Annotated in this window: 16 protein-coding genes and 3 pseudogenes; 7 read left to right on the top strand and 12 right to left on the bottom strand. The window is 39.0% G+C overall.

All coding sequences use genetic code 11. The features are described 5' to 3' along the window. Positions 1-6: 6 nt before the first annotated feature. From nikC to L634_RS34835, 6 genes and pseudogenes are all read right to left on the bottom strand, one after another. Entirely contained in the window at positions 7-840 is an 834-nt protein-coding gene (gene nikC, locus L634_RS0101315; protein WP_026580883.1) for a nickel ABC transporter permease subunit NikC, read from the bottom strand. Then, positions 840-1,781, bottom strand: a complete 942-nt coding sequence (gene nikB / locus L634_RS0101320) for a nickel ABC transporter permease subunit NikB (RefSeq protein ID WP_026580884.1) — start codon at positions 1,779-1,781, stop codon at positions 840-842. The genes nikC and nikB overlap by 1 nt, the downstream gene beginning before the upstream one ends. A 12-nt stretch (positions 1,782-1,793) precedes the next feature. After that, positions 1,794-3,419, bottom strand: a complete 1,626-nt coding sequence (gene nikA / locus L634_RS0101325) for a nickel ABC transporter substrate-binding protein (RefSeq protein ID WP_026580885.1) — start codon at positions 3,417-3,419, stop codon at positions 1,794-1,796. Between the two features lie 220 nt (positions 3,420-3,639). Further along, a pseudogene (locus L634_RS30365) lies at positions 3,640-3,995 on the bottom strand (DUF2294 domain-containing protein). 180 nt (positions 3,996-4,175) lie between these two features. Beyond that, a complete protein-coding gene (locus L634_RS0101335; protein WP_026580886.1) occupies positions 4,176-4,631 on the bottom strand; it encodes a VOC family protein in 456 nt (151 codons plus the stop codon). A gap of 304 nt (positions 4,632-4,935) precedes the next feature. Then, positions 4,936-5,130: pseudogene (locus L634_RS34835) on the bottom strand (DUF3888 domain-containing protein); the annotation flags it as partial. A 562-nt stretch (positions 5,131-5,692) separates the two neighbouring features. Here L634_RS34835 and L634_RS34575 point away from each other — a divergent pair. The 6 genes from L634_RS34575 to L634_RS0101380 all read left to right on the top strand — a co-directional run bounded on the left by L634_RS34575 (position 5,693) and on the right by L634_RS0101380 (position 11,258). Then, positions 5,693-6,085 (top strand): GerAB/ArcD/ProY family transporter, encoded by a 393-nt coding sequence (locus L634_RS34575; protein ID WP_026580887.1) that lies wholly within the window; start codon positions 5,693-5,695, stop codon positions 6,083-6,085. Continuing rightward, positions 6,085-6,423, top strand: coding sequence for a GerAB/ArcD/ProY family transporter (locus L634_RS34580; RefSeq protein ID WP_026580888.1), 339 nt, complete (start codon positions 6,085-6,087; stop codon positions 6,421-6,423). Before L634_RS34575 ends, L634_RS34580 begins: the two co-directional genes overlap by 1 nt. A 445-nt stretch (positions 6,424-6,868) precedes the next feature. Beyond that, the gene (locus L634_RS0101360) at positions 6,869-7,102 is read left to right on the top strand and encodes a hypothetical protein (protein WP_026580889.1); all 234 of its coding nucleotides are present in this window, start codon (positions 6,869-6,871) and stop codon (positions 7,100-7,102) included. A gap of 20 nt (positions 7,103-7,122) precedes the next feature. Beyond that, on the top strand, positions 7,123-8,238 hold the full coding sequence (locus L634_RS0101365) for a GerAB/ArcD/ProY family transporter (protein ID WP_026580890.1): 1,116 nt from the start codon (positions 7,123-7,125) through the stop codon (positions 8,236-8,238). Between the two features lie 1,053 nt (positions 8,239-9,291). Further along, positions 9,292-9,426, top strand: coding sequence for a hypothetical protein (locus tag L634_RS34585; RefSeq protein ID WP_269521405.1), 135 nt, complete (start codon positions 9,292-9,294; stop codon positions 9,424-9,426). 629 nt (positions 9,427-10,055) lie between these two features. Further along, positions 10,056-11,258: an MFS transporter gene (locus tag L634_RS0101380; protein ID WP_026580891.1), complete on the top strand. Its 1,203-nt coding sequence runs from the start codon at positions 10,056-10,058 to the stop codon at positions 11,256-11,258. A 103-nt stretch (positions 11,259-11,361) separates the two neighbouring features. Here the strand turns inward: L634_RS0101380 and L634_RS32135 are convergent. The 3 genes and pseudogenes from L634_RS32135 to L634_RS0101395 form a co-directional block, all read right to left on the bottom strand. Beyond that, positions 11,362-11,601 (bottom strand): annotated as a pseudogene (locus tag L634_RS32135) (DUF1259 domain-containing protein); the annotation flags it as partial. A 92-nt stretch (positions 11,602-11,693) separates the two neighbouring features. After that, on the bottom strand, positions 11,694-12,239 hold the full coding sequence (locus tag L634_RS0101390) for a methylated-DNA--[protein]-cysteine S-methyltransferase (RefSeq protein ID WP_034261691.1): 546 nt from the start codon (positions 12,237-12,239) through the stop codon (positions 11,694-11,696). Beyond that, entirely contained in the window at positions 12,229-12,816 is a 588-nt protein-coding gene (locus tag L634_RS0101395) for a bifunctional transcriptional activator/DNA repair enzyme AdaA (protein ID WP_026580894.1), read from the bottom strand. The genes L634_RS0101390 and L634_RS0101395 overlap by 11 nt, the downstream gene beginning before the upstream one ends. A 131-nt stretch (positions 12,817-12,947) precedes the next feature. Between L634_RS0101395 and L634_RS0101400 the strand changes: the two genes are divergently transcribed. Further along, the gene (locus tag L634_RS0101400; protein WP_034261694.1) at positions 12,948-13,877 is read left to right on the top strand and encodes a DNA-3-methyladenine glycosylase 2; all 930 of its coding nucleotides are present in this window, start codon (positions 12,948-12,950) and stop codon (positions 13,875-13,877) included. Positions 13,878-13,901: 24 nt separating this feature from the next. Here the strand turns inward: L634_RS0101400 and L634_RS0101405 are convergent, their stop codons facing one another. The 3 genes from L634_RS0101405 to L634_RS0101415 all read right to left on the bottom strand — a co-directional run bounded on the left by L634_RS0101405 (position 13,902) and on the right by L634_RS0101415 (position 17,187). Continuing rightward, positions 13,902-14,105 carry a hypothetical protein gene (locus L634_RS0101405; RefSeq protein WP_026580896.1) on the bottom strand — a complete coding sequence of 68 codons (204 nt, stop codon included), beginning with the start codon at positions 14,103-14,105 and terminating at the stop codon, positions 13,902-13,904. 50 nt (positions 14,106-14,155) lie between these two features. Next, the gene (locus L634_RS0101410) at positions 14,156-15,712 is read right to left on the bottom strand and encodes a vanadium-dependent haloperoxidase (protein ID WP_026580897.1); all 1,557 of its coding nucleotides are present in this window, start codon (positions 15,710-15,712) and stop codon (positions 14,156-14,158) included. A gap of 230 nt (positions 15,713-15,942) precedes the next feature. Then, entirely contained in the window at positions 15,943-17,187 is a 1,245-nt protein-coding gene (locus L634_RS0101415; protein WP_026580898.1) for an MFS transporter, read from the bottom strand. Between the last annotated feature and the right edge of the window lie 92 nt (positions 17,188-17,279).

Raw genomic sequence — 17,279 nt, forward strand, 5'->3', positions numbered from 1 at the left:
CCTCTTTTAAAATCGACGCTTCACACCGTAACGTTCTGATAACGCTTCGCCAAGTAAATTGAATGTTATAATAACGAGCATAATCATTAAACCTGGATAGAGCATCAATTCTGGATTTGTCCGAATATACGATTTTCCTTCGTGAATCATCGCTCCCCATTCTGGTGTAGGCGGCTGTACGCCTAACCCCAAAAACGACATAGCTGATATATCCATAATGGCCCAGCCCATTTCTAAAGTACCCATTACGACAAGTGGAGGGAGCACATTTGGAACAATATGATTTTTAATAATCTTCCACTGAGATGAGCCGCTTATTTTTGCAGCTGCAATAAAGTCTTGTTCTTTCAGACTAAGCACCATTCCCCGGAACATCCTTGCGTAATAGACCCATTGCACAAGCATTAACGCTAAGATAACTTGCGGAAGTCCAGGTCCGAATATTCCAACCAGTCCAAGAATAAGGATAAGATTTGGGAAAGCCATAATACCATCACAAAACCTCATTAAAATATGATCAACTAGGCCGCCTTTATATCCTGAAAAGGTTCCAACAAGTAAACCAATGGCTAATGATGAAATGAAAATAAGCATCGCAAAGCCTAACGAAATACGTGTCCCATATAAGATGCGTGATAAAATACATCTGCCTAAATGATCGGTTCCTAATGGAAATTGCCATGATGGGGAATGCAGTTTATAAGCTAAATTAACAGCAATGGGATCATTTGGAGCAATCCAGGGAGCAAATATAGCAAGGATAAAAAGAATACCTAATATCATGGTACATATGGGAATCACTATTTGGCTACTGAATATCTTTCGTATACTTATGATCATCACTGCTGCCCTTCTTTCCTTGAAATGCGCGGGTCAATACACATTTGAATAAGATCAACAAAAAGGCTGCTAATAATAAATAAGCTAGCTGCAATTAATACATAGCATTGAATGACAGGTAAATCACGATTAAAAATAGCTTCAATAAAATACCGGCCAAACCCGGGCCAAGAAAAAACCGCTTCAACAATAATCGTTCCCGTCAGAAGTTTCCCAAGGTTCATTCCAAGTCCAGTAATCATCGGAGAAATCGCAATCCTCAAAACATGTTTCGCCATAATGGTCTTTTCTTTAATTCCTCGCGTTCGTGCAAATAATACATATGGCTCTGTCAAATTTTCAAGAACGCTGGCACGCAGCAATCTTGTATACATTGCGATTAAGGGAAGAGCCAATGTTATGGAAGGCAAAACAAGATGCTGCCATGTCCCAATTCCCTCAACTGGGAAAAGGTCAAGTTTAACAGAAAAGAAAAAAATGAATATGTAACCTAGCCAAAAAGAGGGGATGGATGCCCCTAAAAACGAAAGAAAACGGCTAAAATGGTCAATTAAACTATTTTTCTTTACTCCAGCAAGAAAGCCTAGAGGGATACTTACGAACACTGCTATTAATATACTCCCAAGAGCTAGCTGAATGGTAGCTGGCATTCGGTATGTAACCTCGTCCCAAATTGGCTTATTCGAAACATAAGATATGCCAAAATCAAGTTGGCATATCTTAATAATAGAATTTACATATTGAATAAGGAATGGTTCGTCTAAACCAAACTCATGTCTTTTCTGAGCCAAAATCTCATCGGTCGGCTGGATATGGGCTGCTGTTAAATAAGCCTCAGCTGGGTCCACCGGTGAAAGATGAATCATTCCAGACGTTAAGAATGTGGCCAAAAGAAAAACCGGAATTATGGACATAATTCGTTTCATTATATAGGTGCCCATGAAAACCTCCTGCTACTTATGCTCGATGCTAATTCCTGTGAATGGATGTTCGTCACGATTAGCAGGGAAAGTAAACTTCGTAATATCCTTTTGATAAATTGCTGTTTTCTTAAGATAAGAAATAGGAATAATCGCTCCTTGGTCTTGGATTGATTTTAAAATAGACGAGTAAAGCTGTTGACGTTGTTCCTCATCTCTTGTTTGGGGGACCTCTGCCATTTGTTTGAGTAATTCATCTTTGTTCGGGTATGCTGAAATTGCCTCATTAAATCCAAACCCTTCTGAAGCAACAATGTTTAAGAACGTATGGGGATCATAAGGCGCTCCATAGTTACTAAAGAAATTGATATCAAATTTATTATCTTTGAATCGCTGAACTTGCTCTGTTAATTCAACCCCAACAATGTTTAATTTAACACCAATGGCTGCCCACTCAGATTGAAGTGTTTCTGCCATTACTTTCTGAATTGATTCTGCTGAATTATACATCATCTCGATTTCAAGTAACTGTCCATCTTTTTCACGAACAGTTTTCCCTTTAGGAAGCGTCCAGCCTGCTTCATCTAATAACGTTTTCGCTTTTTCTGCATCATATCCAATTGACTTAACATCAATGTCTTTCGTGTAAGGGAGGTTTGCTGGTAAAATATGATCTGCTTTTTCTTCATATCCAGAAGTGATTCCATTAACCATTGCTTCTTTATTAAAACCATAATGCAGCGCTTGTCGTACGCGTTCATCGGAAAGCTGGGCTTTCTTCGTATTTATAACAAGCTGCCTTGTTGCGACTGGTTCAGAAATGCTAGTTTTATAATTATCAGTGGATTCTAGTTGTTTAAAAGCATCTATACTGATGACACCCTCTCCATAAATAAGGTCTATGTCACCTTTTTCAAAAGCAAGCACCCTCGTTTCCGCATCAGGTATAATTTTCACCTTGATTTTTTCTACTTTTGGGAGCTCACCCCAATAATTTTCATTGCGTTTGTAAATAGTATATTCATCAGCTTTATGCTCTTCTAAAATCCACGGACCTGTACCGATTGGTTCAACGACACCTTTTGCGGTATCACCATCTTCAGGGAATCCAGCTTCACCTAAAAAACGTACTGGCCGAACAACAGCTAATTCCTGAATAGTTGGATAATATGGTTCAGTTAAAGTCAGTTTAAAAGTATTTTCGTCAATTACTTCCGTGCGATCTATTTTCGTAATAAAGCCTAACCAACTATGTAATTCAACATTATTTAAAATAGCATCAAAGTTCTTTTTTACAATTTCTGCATTAAAATTTGTTCCGTCTGAAAATTTCACATCTTGACGCAGATGAAACGTATATACTTTTCCGTCATCAGATATTTCCCATGACTCAGCCAGATGCGGTTTTAACTCGCCTCCATCTTGGTAGCTTACTAACGGTTCATACATCATCGACTGAGCAAATAATTGTGATGGATTATAAACATGCGGATTCATTTCACCTACATCTCTAGGCCAGGCTATCACTAATATGTTGTCATCTTCGCCTTTGGGCATAGAAGCATCGCTAGCATTTGTGCAGCCAAATAAAAGTGTTGATAATACTAGAATAAATGCAATTAAAAATAACTGTCTTTGCCTATTTCCTCCATTAATCATACTATCTCCCCTTCAGTTGCAAATGATAATCATTTTCAAATTCTAATCAGTTTCCATGATACTGTCAAGTCCTAGTTCCATCTGGATATTGAGAGTTTATTTGGACTCTCGGAGAATGAAACTTCTAATTCAGAATATGGATTAATCGATAATGGTTCTGACGCCTATATATACTACATTTTGATAAAGAAAAAACGAGGCAATGCCCTCGTTTTTTCTTTTATTGATATTTCGCTATAAATAATTTAAATACCATCATTCGTTCACCTGTACGAGTGCTTATATCAGTATAAAAATTTTTCACTTTTTCTCCAGTTATCGTTAATATAATATCCTTAAGACCTTCTTTACCTGATTCAACCAATTCCGAACGAGTTTTCTTTATAGTTAACATTCCCTCTTTTGTTTTACAAACGGTATATGCAGCTGGTGTTAAAATACCTTTTAGATTTACAATTATCATTTCCCTTAATAGATCTGTCTTAACTGATACAGACCCACGCCCAAGAAAAGCTTTTCCCAATGAGTTACTGCCTTACTTATCTCAGATTCATAAGAACCTTTAGATCTTTTCATAAAATAGAGTACTAAAGAAAAGAAGTGCAAATTGCACTTCTTTTAACATTTCTTATTACACAAACTTGCCCCGTTTGTTGAACATAATAGTTCCCCTGTTTGGTAGCTGATATTGAACATAAATACCCTTTACTTTTAATGCATTATATAACATCCATTTTAAGGAGCTCTTAAATTAGTTCAATTAATGCCTTTGAGTTTTTCCCACTCACTTAAGTACATATCTGGTATGTTCTCAGGTTCTGAAGGGAGTTTACAGATAAATTCTAATGAATTTCCATCCGGATCATGAAAATACACCATAGCATGGGCTTGATCTGGCATTACAATTGGTTCAGCAGGTTTAAAACCGAACTCTTCACGTATATCAATGCCCCTTTGCTTTAACCATTGCTTTGCATTTTTTAAATCCTCAAAATCTACCTTAAACGCTATATGTCTTAAGGATGGGTGGTATTTTGTATTAACACCCTGGTCACTTTCCCATAAACCAATCCAGCTATCATTCTCTACTATCCAAAAAAACGCTGTCTTTTCATACCTAATTGCTAACTTTAAGCCTAAGCCTTTGTAGAATTCAATCGACTTTTTTAAATTACTTACTGGTAAATGCGCTTCATATAATCCTCTAATCATCTATTTCCCCTCCTTTTATAATGTATAGCATACAATTTAGTAAAGGAGTCTACGATGGAGCATAGTTTGAACTAACCTGCGACTTTTGAAGTATTTATATCTACATTCTCTTATACTAAGCTACCCCTTTAGCAAAATAAGAAAAAGGCGCCTAATTTAGCAGCTGAACTTGAGCATAAGCACCTTTATGTTAGAAACGACTAGGCTGGACTTCGACATTCCTATTTTTCATTCGGGTCAAATTTTCTTACGTGATATTCTTGCATTACCCATTTACCTTCTGTTCCCCAATCTTTTTTTAAGGTTACTGGAAAATGTCCAAAAAATTATGGGCACCTGTAAATGTAACGAATTCAATCATAACTTCGAAATACCGAGAACCAGAGTGACGAAGTTTTTTAACTTTTATAACCCTTTCACAAAATGAACCTATATTAAAGGCTGTTCCGTAATAATCATCTACTGCCGCAAACATTGGTTGCGTTAAAAGGTCAATTACTGCATCCTCTAATAAATTAAATTAGCATAAGTGGTAGTTGTTGTATTCATTAAAACAGCAAAGATAAGGATGGCAAGTAACCTTTTCATTAAATCACCTACAAAATGTTTTTGAAGGTATTTTCCCCTGACAAGAAGACTATATTCTTATTCCACTACCTCCCTTTAGTTCAAAAAGAAAACAGCCGCCTGTTTGGCAGCTGGTCTTAAACATAAGGTATTAACTGCATGCAGAAATTTTTCTAGACCATCCCGTTTTAAACAAAATGGAATATGAAATTACCAGACTAAATATAAGCGACACAAAATTCCGATAAAATAAAAATATCATTCTGAAGGATTTAGGGCTCTGGGATTTTTTTAATAATTCTGACATGAACTAACTGAAGCATTAATAAGGAATTTATTTTTGTTACATAATATACCTAGTTGGTTTTTTTGGGAGGCTCAAAAATGGAAAAATCAAAAATTAACCCTTGGCAGTTATTTTCATTAATTGTTTTATTTGAGCTGGAAACCCCCTTATTGTCCCTTTGGGAGTAGAGGCGAAGCAGGACGCTTGGTTGGCGGAATTATTAGGATTAACAGGCGGTATCGTTTTATTGCTCCAATATTATTACTTATATCACCATTTTCCGAATTTGCTATTGACAAGTTACACCCAAAATTTTTTTAGAAAATATATAGGCTGGATAATAGCTTTGTCATACTTTTTATTTTTTATCTATGGGGCATCAAGAGATTTAAGGGAATCTAGTGAACTTTTTTTGCTCGAATTTAGTGAAACCCCCATGGATGTAATGAGCGCGATAATGATAATGCTCGTTTATTATGCTTTGCATCATGGAATAGAAGTGATAGCAAGAATAGGGGGACTTTATTGTTGTAGTCTTAACGATAGGGGTTTTGCATTTTTTTATCGATTAGTTCAAATATTTTTCAGTTTGAGAACTTGATGCCTGTATTAGAAAATGGGTGGGGCCCCGTTTTCACAACTGCATTTCCTGATCGCGTTTTTTTCCCTTACGGTGAATTAATTTGTTTTACTGTGATTCTTCCATACTTAACTAAACCGGTTGATGGGATGAAATTAGGAATGGCTGCTACTATTTTAAGCGGTTTAATTTTAACTATGAACATTGTGCTTGAAATCTCTGTTCTTGGTGTAAATGGATTATCAAACACTGTGTTTCCTTTGTTGGATATGGTCGAAAAAGTAAATATAGGCGGATTTATACAAAAGCAGGACGCTTTGACGATGGCTGTTTTAATTATTGGCGACTTTTTTAGGTAACTGTATTTGCTTATGCAGCAGTGATAAGTGCAGCCGACTTATTCAAAGTTAAAAATCACCGCATGCTTGTGTTACCTATAGGGGGGATGATTATTTATACTTCCATGGTCGATTGAGCATGCAGAACAGTGGAAAATGGTTCTTAGGTCTGTCTTTCCCCTGTTTGAATTTGCCATCCCATTGCTTTTAATCATCCTCGCTTCTATTCGTATACTTTTTAGCAGCAGTAATATGGATTAACTTACTATGATCTAATGCTCCTCCTATAGAGGAGCCTATAACATTCCCATAAGGCTAGGATTGCATCGTGCCTGATAACCGCACTTTCGTCTTTACCAATTTTTAAATTTGTGGAATTTCCCGTACATGTGAATGTAGTGTCAAAATAAGACACATAGGTTCAGTAGGCCAGTCCTTCCTAAAAGAAGGAAAGGAGTAAATCTATATGATTGTAATTTTAGGAATTCTTTTAGTCGTTATGGTGATTGCGCTTATTGAAGTTCCTTCCCTGTTGAAAAAAGGATTAAAACGGGAAATATGGGTATTGGGGATTCTGCTCCTTTTTGGGACTGGGTTAAATATCGCCCAGGGATTGCAGATAAATATCCCAAATCCTTTGGATTGGATCAATGTTGTTTATAAGCCATTTAGTGATTTTCTATTTGGTTTATTCAAGTAGAATGGAAAGAGGGAAAGAGAATGCTGGAAAAAGGAAAAATTAATGGCAGGCAATTTACAGTATTGGTCATTATGTTTACGACAGGAAGCTCTCTCTTATTGGCCCCCTCCATGCTATCTTCCGAAGCCAAACAGGATGCTTGGTTAGCTGCAATACTTGGAGTGGTAGTAGGGGGATTATTAGCATGGTTATATCAATCACTCGGAAATTTATATTCCGATATGACTTTGGTTGAATATAGCGAGAAAATACTTGGAAAATGGATAGGAAAAGCCGTCTCTCTTTTGTTTTTTACTTTTGCATTTCTCCTGGCAGCACTCGTTCTTCGCAATATAGGAGATTTCATTACAACCCAATTCATGCCAGAAACGCCGATCCAATCCATCCATATCATATTTCTCATCATTGTCATGATGGGAACACGCCATGGGCTTGAAACGATCGCGCGCTCTGGAGAAATTTTATTTCCATTGTTTATCGTGTTTTTTCTTTTGCTTGTCCTCTTGACTTCTCCTCAAATCGAGGTGGAAAAAATACAGCCGATTCTTGAAGATGGAATAAATCCAATACTGCGTAGTACCCTTCTATTTATCGGTTTTCCTTTCCTAGAGCTGGTTATTTTCTTGATGATTTTCCCCTACGTGAATAAACCAAAAGAAGCTGGAAAGGCTCTTTTCATGGGAACTTGGATGGGGGGAGTGATTTTAATCCTACTGACGGCTCTGGCTATCCTGGTTGAGGGTCCAGATTACACATCGAGAAATTTATATCCAAGCTTTTATCTGGCCCAAAAAATAAACATAGGGAACTTTTTACAGAGGATAGAAGCCATCGTAGCAATCATGTGGTTTATTGCTATCTATTATAAACTGACTATTTGTTTTTATGTATCTGCTTTAAGTCTTGCCCAAATATTGAACCTAAAAGAGTATCGGATGCTAGTATTTCCTTTAGGGATGATTCTTATTGTGCTTTCCATTGTAATTAGTCCTAATATCGTTTATTTAGTTAGCATTATCATAGATATATGGACAACTTATGCTTTAACATTTGGGCTTTTTCTTCCACTGCTTTTGTTGGGAATAGTTGCAGTTCGAAGATATGTTAAACCTATAGGTGATGACAAGGAAGGATAAACTGGGATCCAAATCCTCTTGGAAACACAGAGTTAAGTTTGACCCAATGGCACTTAAATCTTCTCCCGTTCATAAATATGGAGTTCTAGCTATTATATCCATACTTTTACACTAAGTTTTTAGAAAGCTGCAGAGTTTAAGAAAGACTACAAAATCAATTAAATGCTATAAATACCAATTAAATACAGAATTTAACATGTAAATAAAGAGGCTGACTCAAAAGGTCGTTGAACGACGACTCTTTTGAGTCAGTTATTTATTTTGAGATCATTTTAGCACATATAAGAACCAGCGCGTTGTAATGTCGGATGCGACGTTCGTCCTTTTTCCCTTACTGGGATTGGTCAGCCTTAGACCACTTCACAACTGACGTGCAATTAATCAGTGTAATCGAAAACGAACCTACAATTATTTCGTTTCCTTTGGCTGTATAACGTTTATAACTATCTTCCGTTATAGGTCGGCCATTAACCCCCTCGGACTGTCGTTCAGGCAGTTTAGCTTTCATCCTTGTTTACAATTTCTCGTCTTGCCATTCAGTCGTATCGTGGTAATTCGATAACTTATGGCTTTCCCAACATGCTACACTCCCCGATATTTGGTTTCCCTCACGGATAAGTTGGGTGACGACAGGCCATTGTGGTCTAGCCTGCTCCTTGCTAATGGAGATTTCTTATATGACCTTATGGCCGCACTTGTAAATGGCCGGTTGCTCCCACGGGAGAAATCATAGGATGAATGGTTGAATGGTTGAAAATCGCGTTTCTACGCGATGATGGGCTGCGAGTAAATTCCATGGCACACCGTATTCTTCTTGAGCTGCCTTATATTCTCTGGAACATCACAAATAATCCATTTTATCAGCATTTGATCACCTCAAAAAATAAGTTTATGTCTTAAACAAAAGCTCACCTTTTCAGGTAGATCTGCTTTTTACATTAGGAACGCTTAAGTATACTTTTTATTTTCCGTGTCATAAAAGCTTACAAACCAATAGCAATATCACTCACTAGTCTATATGATGATAGTAATCATATAAAAGGGGTGTTGAGAATGAGCTTTTTCTACTTGATGTTTCGACTACTAGTTATGGGTGAAAATGATTGTACAGCTGGATTCAATCTTGCTGAATCCTTTACCGGAAATGAAAACTATTGGAATCCAGCCTTGACTTGTATGAAGGAATAGAGGGACGATCTTTGGTGCCTGGTCGTAGATACGTTAATTGATTAACGCACCTACGACCAGGCATTATTATGTCAGATGCATTTTAGTATTGCTCTACAATCGTAACCTAAACATAAGGATAGAGTGTAATTCTTGCTTCAAAATTGCGCCCGATCGCGGAATATACTTTAGTTCGAGCCTGCCCCATATATAAAAACAACCAGAAGCAGCAAAAAGAAAAGAAGAAGCAAAAAAAGCCGAAAAGCAATAGCGCGATGCAATGAAGAAAGCGGAAGTAAATAAGGTTCAAACTAAACAAGACAACAAGGAATAATATAATTTGGCGAGCAGGAAATATACAAATTCCTGCTCTTTTCTATGTTTACGAATCACATAAATGATCCTTACATAGACATCGTGCTTTTCCTTAGATTTTTACGAACGAGCTGTTTATCACAAAATAATCAAGTAGGACTTGTGATACTTTTTATTTTTCATGTTAGATAATCTAACACGTTTGTAGATGCGTTTTTAGATCTTAGCTATAATGGATAGCAGACCATCAAGAAGTTCAAACTCTAAGCCATCCAATTAGATTTTAAGTTGGAGCGAAAAGTACATAAGTTAATCATTTTAGGGAGGTTGGCCTCTTGAAAGGAAAAGGACAAATATCTGCACTAGTTTTATCTACTTTAGCTATGATTACCTCTTTTACCGTCTGGTCGGTTTTCTCACCAATAGCTGCTAATATACAAGAACAATATCAATTTTCAGACGCTGAAAAAAGTCTTCTCATTGTGACTCCTGTTATATTAGGATCTTTAATGCGTATTCCAATGGGCGTTATCGCCGATAAATACGGGGCAAGGAAGGTATATGCCTTAACTATACTTTTCACGATTATCCCTACCATAGCCATCAGCTTTTCAAACACTTACGGATTTCTATTGTTTTGGGCCTTTTTTATAGGGATGTCTGGGACGACATTTGCGATCGCCGTATCGTATGTAACCAAATGGTTTCCAGCAGAAAAACAAGGGGTTGCTCTTGGGGTATTAGGGATTGGGAACTTAGGCACTGCCGTTGCCTCGCTAACCATTCCTTCTATTGTAAATACTTTGGGGATGAACGGAGCTTTTTGGGGATTAGCCCTAGTAAATGGAATCATGGCCTGCATATTTTATTTCGGAACAAAGGATCTCCCTAAGCCGAAAGAAACCAAAACGATAAAAGACGCTTTATCGGTAGCGAAATATAAAGATACGTGGGTATTGTCCTTATTTTATTTCTTAACCTTTGGGGGATTTGTAGCCTTTGGATTTTATCTACCGACATTATTACAAGATACTTTCCAGCTATCGACCGTTACAGCAGGATTGAAGGTTGCAGGTTTTGTTATTGTTGCGACCTTAATCAGACCTTTTGGTGGATATGTTGCTGATAAATTTGGAGCAAAAGTGGTTTTAACTGTTTTGTTTGGTGGGATTATCCTTTTATCATCCCTAATGGCTTATTTTATCAATGATTATCTATTCTTTAGCATTTGTTGTCTTTCGATGGCTTTATTTTTAGGTGCGGGCAATGGCGCTGTTTTTAAACTTGTTCCTAGCGTTTCCCCAAACAATACAGGCGCCGTTACAGGTATTATCAGTGCGGTGGGAGGGATTGGAGGCTTTTTCCCGCCACTTGTTATGGGGCTCTTAAAAGGAATGACGGGAAGCTATAGCTCAGGCTTTATTTTACTGGCATTCTTTGCATTAGCTTGTTTACTCGTTCATATCTTTCTTTATCAAAATAGAGGAAGTGCTGCACATGTCCGCATAGTGAAAAATTTAGAGCAAGGTAAATCATAAGACGGATAAACACCGCCACTTACTGTACCTTTATGTCTAAATATTTTATCAAGCTTCTGTTTAACATGGAAAAGGCATACGAATCATTATGCAGTTTGTTGTTCTATGGTATTTTTGTTAGTTCCCATGCAGATCTAATCGCTATAGCTAATTTAATTGGATGACCATGCCCCTTAATGTGTAAATACATAATTCGAGGTGACTCACCTAGAAAATGATTGTGTAGTGCAGAAACCTGAATTCCTTGATGAAAAAGTTTGCTCATGACAGGCTGAACTGCGTTTTCTGTAAGAACTAAATCACCCATAACCATTGTTTCCTTACCCATTTGTTTAAAAGCCGTCCAGCCCCCTAAAGTTTAACTAGCCCGGATTGGCATTTCATTGACAGTTACTTTCAAATCACTACTCAGAAGACTTTGCCTCAACAAAGCAATTAGGAGCCTTCCAAAATTGAAGCTGCAGACATGTTCTGCTTTTCCAATTGAAGCAGAAATGTTTTCATTTCGATTCCGCCCCGATAGCCGGTCATAGCACCATTTTTTCCAATAACACGATGGCATGGGATCGCAATTAATACAGGGTTGGCACCAATTGCTTTTCCTGCGGCACGGACTGCCAGGGGCCTTTGAATTATCTCAGCAATATCCGAATAGGAGGCCGTTTTGCCATAAGGAATTCGTGTTAACGCCTCCCAGACCTCCTCTTGAAATGGAGTCCCTTTTACATCCAGTGGCATTGAAAAAGCTTGTTTGTTTCCTCGCAGGAACTCTTGCAATTCATTGATATACGGCAGCAGTGAGTCTTTATTTTCAGATAGCTTCAATGATGGGAAATATTTTTTCAGTGAATCTTCAAACTCATCATAGGACTGATTGGGAGAACCAATATAGCAAAGTCCTTTTTCTGTTTTTGCCATATAAAGACTCCACTTCCCCTCCTGCATAGAGGCCCATTCTATCGTTTTTTCATTATGTTTCATGATCAATCCCCCCGCTCCTCAAATAGTTTTTCCGATAAGCTGCAGGTGTTGTACCCAGCTTCTTTTTAAATAACGAAATAAAATAGGGTGTGCTGGCAAATCCAGCAGACAATCCAATTTCCGCTATCGTCTGTTCTGTCGTCTCCAGCATTTGGACCGCTCTTTCCAGCCGGACTTTCTGAATATATTCAGCAGGCGATATACCAGTAACCTTCTTAAATTGCCTCTGCAAATGAAACGGGCTTCCATGAAAAATTTCTCCCAATGAATGTAATGAAATCGGCTGGCTATAATGCTGGTCAATCCACTCTGTCATTTGCTTTATCCATTCCTCCACAGGCAAAATCAGCCCATCCGGTTTACACCGCTTGCACGGCCTGAAATTTTCTTTCAGTGCCATATTGGCATTTCTAAAAATAGTCACGTTTTCGATATTCGGCAGCCTGGATTTGCAGGAAGGCTTGCAAAAAATGCCTGTTGTTTTGACGCCATAAAGAAATGTATCATCATAAGCCTTGTCGCAATCTCTAATTGCTTTCCAAAACTCATCAGGAATAGCTGTCTTTTCATAAGCCACTGCTCTCACCTCTGTAACAAAGTATACACAAAAACATTTCCATTAAAATCATTCCTCAATATAAAAGCAAGATAACGTAATACTGAAGAGTTACAATAGAGAAAAGAAACCGGCATAAAGGAGGATAAAAAATGAGCTCTCACTCTATTAAATGGGAAGTTGATGAAAATGGCCTGGTCATCTTCACACCAAAAGAATTTAGCTTTTCAGAGAACCTGCGTTACCTGTCACGCTCTGCAAATGAATGTCTTTATGAGATTTCTGATCAGAAAATTACCCGGGCCCTATCCATCGAAAATGAAAGGCTGCTGCTCGAAATAAGTGCTGTGTCCGACAAATTCCTCACCATTCGTTTTTTAGGCAATCATGAACCTGGCAATCATCAAGTAAAGGCGGGGGCAGCGGCAACCATTCATGATTGGTTCGATTTAGGCACCAATCTGGCCCCTTTCTATGAGATGGCGCGAAAAGATCCATTATTGCATCAGCCTGCAAGTCAATTCTTCGGGCTGAGAGTTCTCGGGATTCCCGACTTGTTCGAGGCTCTTGCCTGGGGAATCCTCGGCCAGCAAATTAACCTCGCCTACGCTTATACGCTAAAGCGGCGGTTTGTTGAAAAATATGGAGATTACTTGGAGTATCGCGGAAAAAAATTTTGGCTTTTCCCCACACCTGAAAAAATTGCCGGCTTATCCATTGAAGATCTTGCGGACTTAAAAATGACTGTAAAAAAATGCGAATACCTCATTGACGTTGCCCGAAAGATGACAAACGGCGAGCTTGCGAAAGCTGATTTACTTAATGCTGGGGATATGAAGGCAGCTGAAAAAATGCTGACAGGAATTCGCGGAATCGGTCCATGGACAGCCCATTATGTTTTAATGCGGTGCTTGCGCTTCCCTTCAGCATTTCCAATCGATGATGTCGGCCTGCATAATTCAATCAAAGGGATCCTGGGCACCTCAAAAAAACCGTCCAAAGAGGAAATTTTAAAGTATTCAGCAGCATGGGAAAATTGGGAGTCCTATGCCACCTTTTATTTATGGAGATTTCTCTATTGAGTGAACATATTGCCGAATGGAGTGTTAGTTCAAAAAACAGTTTAACAGACTCTTTTTCTGATCAGCGTGCCCAAGAGCTCCTCCCTGCTGCATTTTACCATTAACGGTCGCAGCGGCATCTTCCTGTATGTTGAAAAAGATTGCTGCGCCCAAAGCGCCAGGAAATACTAAAAAGAGTTTTTTTCTCACATAAAAAATACATGGCAATGCCATGTATTTCAGGTTCATTATTCACTCCAAAAGGACCAAAGATTGCAGAGTCAAGCAGAGTCATATTTTTATTTAATTTTAATTTTTTTTCCGTTGAATTTAGTTAATGTGAAACCGCTAAATTTCTCATTGTATGTTGCTCGGTAATCCCGAAGCAGGCCTATAGCTGCTTCTTCCCCAAGCTTTAAACCTTCAATGCCATCTGAACGCCAATGAACGCCTGCTGTGTCCCGCCCAAGGGAGATATTCACCGCCAATTTATTGAGCTCTCCTCCTACAGTAAGAGGATGGTCCGAATAAGGAAGAAGTGAGAGCCCATCAGAACTGGCCTCCACTGGGTCCGGGATAATAAACGCCTCATTAAAAAATGCTTTAAGAATGGTAATTCCGGCACCAGCTATGCATGCATGGCCAGCAGGGTAGGCAGGATGGGTTGGACATCCTTCCGGGTATGCTATGGGCAGAAGATATGTGCCATACTTGCTGAACACATGGGAAATGGCTTTTGATTTAAGAAGCTCTGGGTGGATTGGATAACCTGCAGAACCACTTAGCTGATTATGGACTCGTCCTCCAAATTCCTCAGGGCGCAGTCTCCGGTGAATGAGGAATTTTTGAAACCAGGCAACTTCCAGAGCCAGCCTGCCTGCACGTGTAACCATGTCCAAAATGTGTGCAGCACCGAAGGTAACAAACCCTCCCTGTGTAGCCGATTTATGATAGGGATTGTTTGGATCCAGAGCCTCACGCCCATAACCAAGCAAGATTAAACACGCAGATAACGGGCATTGAAAAGAGAAGTCATAGTGGACATATTCCCCCAAATCCCGTCCATTACGGATATAGCGAGAGATAGGATCTGTCTGGGATGGTGATGAGGGTGCCCCATTTTGAATGGCAAGCCATTTATCATAAGAGGTCAAGTAGTCTGCTCCTGGCAAAGTTGTGCGGTATCGTTGAGTGATCGTTGTGGCACCGCAGGGAATATCCTTCCAAAGGAATTGTGAGATATAGGGCCCAGTGAGATTGCCGGCGAATTCACTGCGGAATAAGGTAGCAGGAGTCACTTTCCCATTGGCTTTCGGCCCGCGAAAATCGGAAAATCCTGATAACTCCTCTGCTGCTTCCTGTATGAGCGGATTCGTGCCATACTCTTGAAAAGGAATGTCCCGAGTTAGCGCCTGCCAGTATAGCTCAGCCATCTCTCCTGCTTGCCAGGCGCTGCTGAATGCTGGAGGCACTGGCATATCCAATTGCTGACAATCCTGTCCTGTAAGATCATAAGCGTAAGCAGCTTGAGGATTTGAAAGTTTAACTGTTCCTCCAATAGGTATGGATTCGAAATCTTCCGGATTGCCGGTCTTTAAGGCTTGGATATAACTGTTATACGCCGGGATATCTGCCTCTCCGAGCGAATTATGCGGCAGTCCCTTTGAATAGTTCCCTATCTTTGCTGGATATCGCTCCTCATCCCCGTTGCATGGATGATCGATGGGAGGTGTAATCAAATGGGCTGCTGCAGACATAAGCCGAATGCAGAAGGATTCCTTCATTCGTGACCATCCAGCTTTAGGTGCGACTAGGCATCCTTTTTTCTTATCATAATAAATTTTCTTTTTTTCCATATTTCTCTCCTTTTCAGACTATCTTTCCTTGCTCTGCAGCTGCAATATTTAGATGGTGTATCCTTCCTGATATACGTTCTTTTCAGTATATTCATAAAATAATTGGAAGTATGGGTCATAAGCCAGGAAACTTCCCATTTTCTCTTCCGTTTTTATAGCACAAAAAAGAGCTGCCGCAATGACAGCTCTAATGCTAATGGGACGAGGGCACAGCCCTCTGTCCCATCAAGTCATGATTCATTCAATACAGGTTTTCCCGCCTCGACAAGCACTTGGTCGCGCCCTAATAAAATGGCTAGTATGATGATAAATGCCCCAGTTCCAATAAGGAGCCATTCGATGGCGATGACATCAGCGATTGGGCCGAAAATAAGCATGCCAATTGGCATCATCGAAGTCGAGATCATACCCATTACGCCAAATACTCTTCCTAAATAATTCTCCTCGATTTTCTCCTGTAATAATACGGTTGTCGGTGTATTAAAAATTGGCATGGCAACACCGAATAAAGCCATGAAAACTAAATAGATCCAAAAGACTGGAACGATGCCAAGCGCAAATGTACAGGCTCCCATAATAAGGCTTGCGAATGTCATCGTTTTAATTTTATTTTGAAAGCCTCCCCAGGAAGCAATAATTCCCCCGCCTGCCATCATGCCTATAGAAAAGGCAATTTCGATTGCGGTCAGTTTCCACACGTCATTGCCAAAGCTGCGTGTAACCTGCAGCGGTGTCAAAAAGGCTGCAGGGGCCATCAAAACAAAAAAGATTGCAAAGAATAGGAAGAATTTCTTCAGAAAACCATGGCTATTGACATATTGCAAACCTTGTTTAAAGTCACTGAAGTAGCTCGTTGTTTGTTTTTCTGAAGCCTTCTCATGCACAGAGATTTTTAAAAAGGCTAACAATGTGACTATCGCAATCGCTGCGGTAATAACATCGATAAAAAAGATGATTTCAATGGATGCCATCGCTAATAGTGCGGCGCTGACCATTGGAGATACAAACATAATGACAGCTTGAATACTTCCATTTGCTCCATTCACCTTTGTCAGCTTATCCTTCGGTACAATTTGCGGTAAAATGGCACCGACAGCAGGTGTCTGAATTCCTGTCCCAAGAGCACGAATTGCTGCCATTACAAAAAGCAGCCAAATCGCGTCATATCCCATTAAAAAGAGAATGGCAAGAATCAGTGTTGACAGCGCAATAAGGCCATCTGCTAATATAATCAGCATTTTTCGGTTATAGCGATCCGCCCAAACTCCTGCAACCGGTGATAAAAGAAAGGTTGGAATAAAACCGCAAATGATGTACAGCGTCATCATCAAACCGGATTCCGTCGTCAAAGTGATATACCACATAATCGCGTATTGAACCAGGGACGATCCAAAAAGTGATATCGTCTGACTGCTTAAAAAGAGAATAATATTCTTTAACCAATTCTCCTTAAGATTGTTATTTACTGTATTCATTGACTAACAACTCATTTCTATTAAATTTTATAAAAATAAGCTTTACCTACATTCATACATCAAACCGTTCTATATTTAAAGACAGCAAAAAA

It is taken from the genome of Bacillus sp. J33 (genome assembly GCF_000518885.1).
In the GTDB taxonomy this organism is placed as follows: Bacteria; Bacillota; Bacilli; order Bacillales; family Cytobacillaceae; genus Cytobacillus.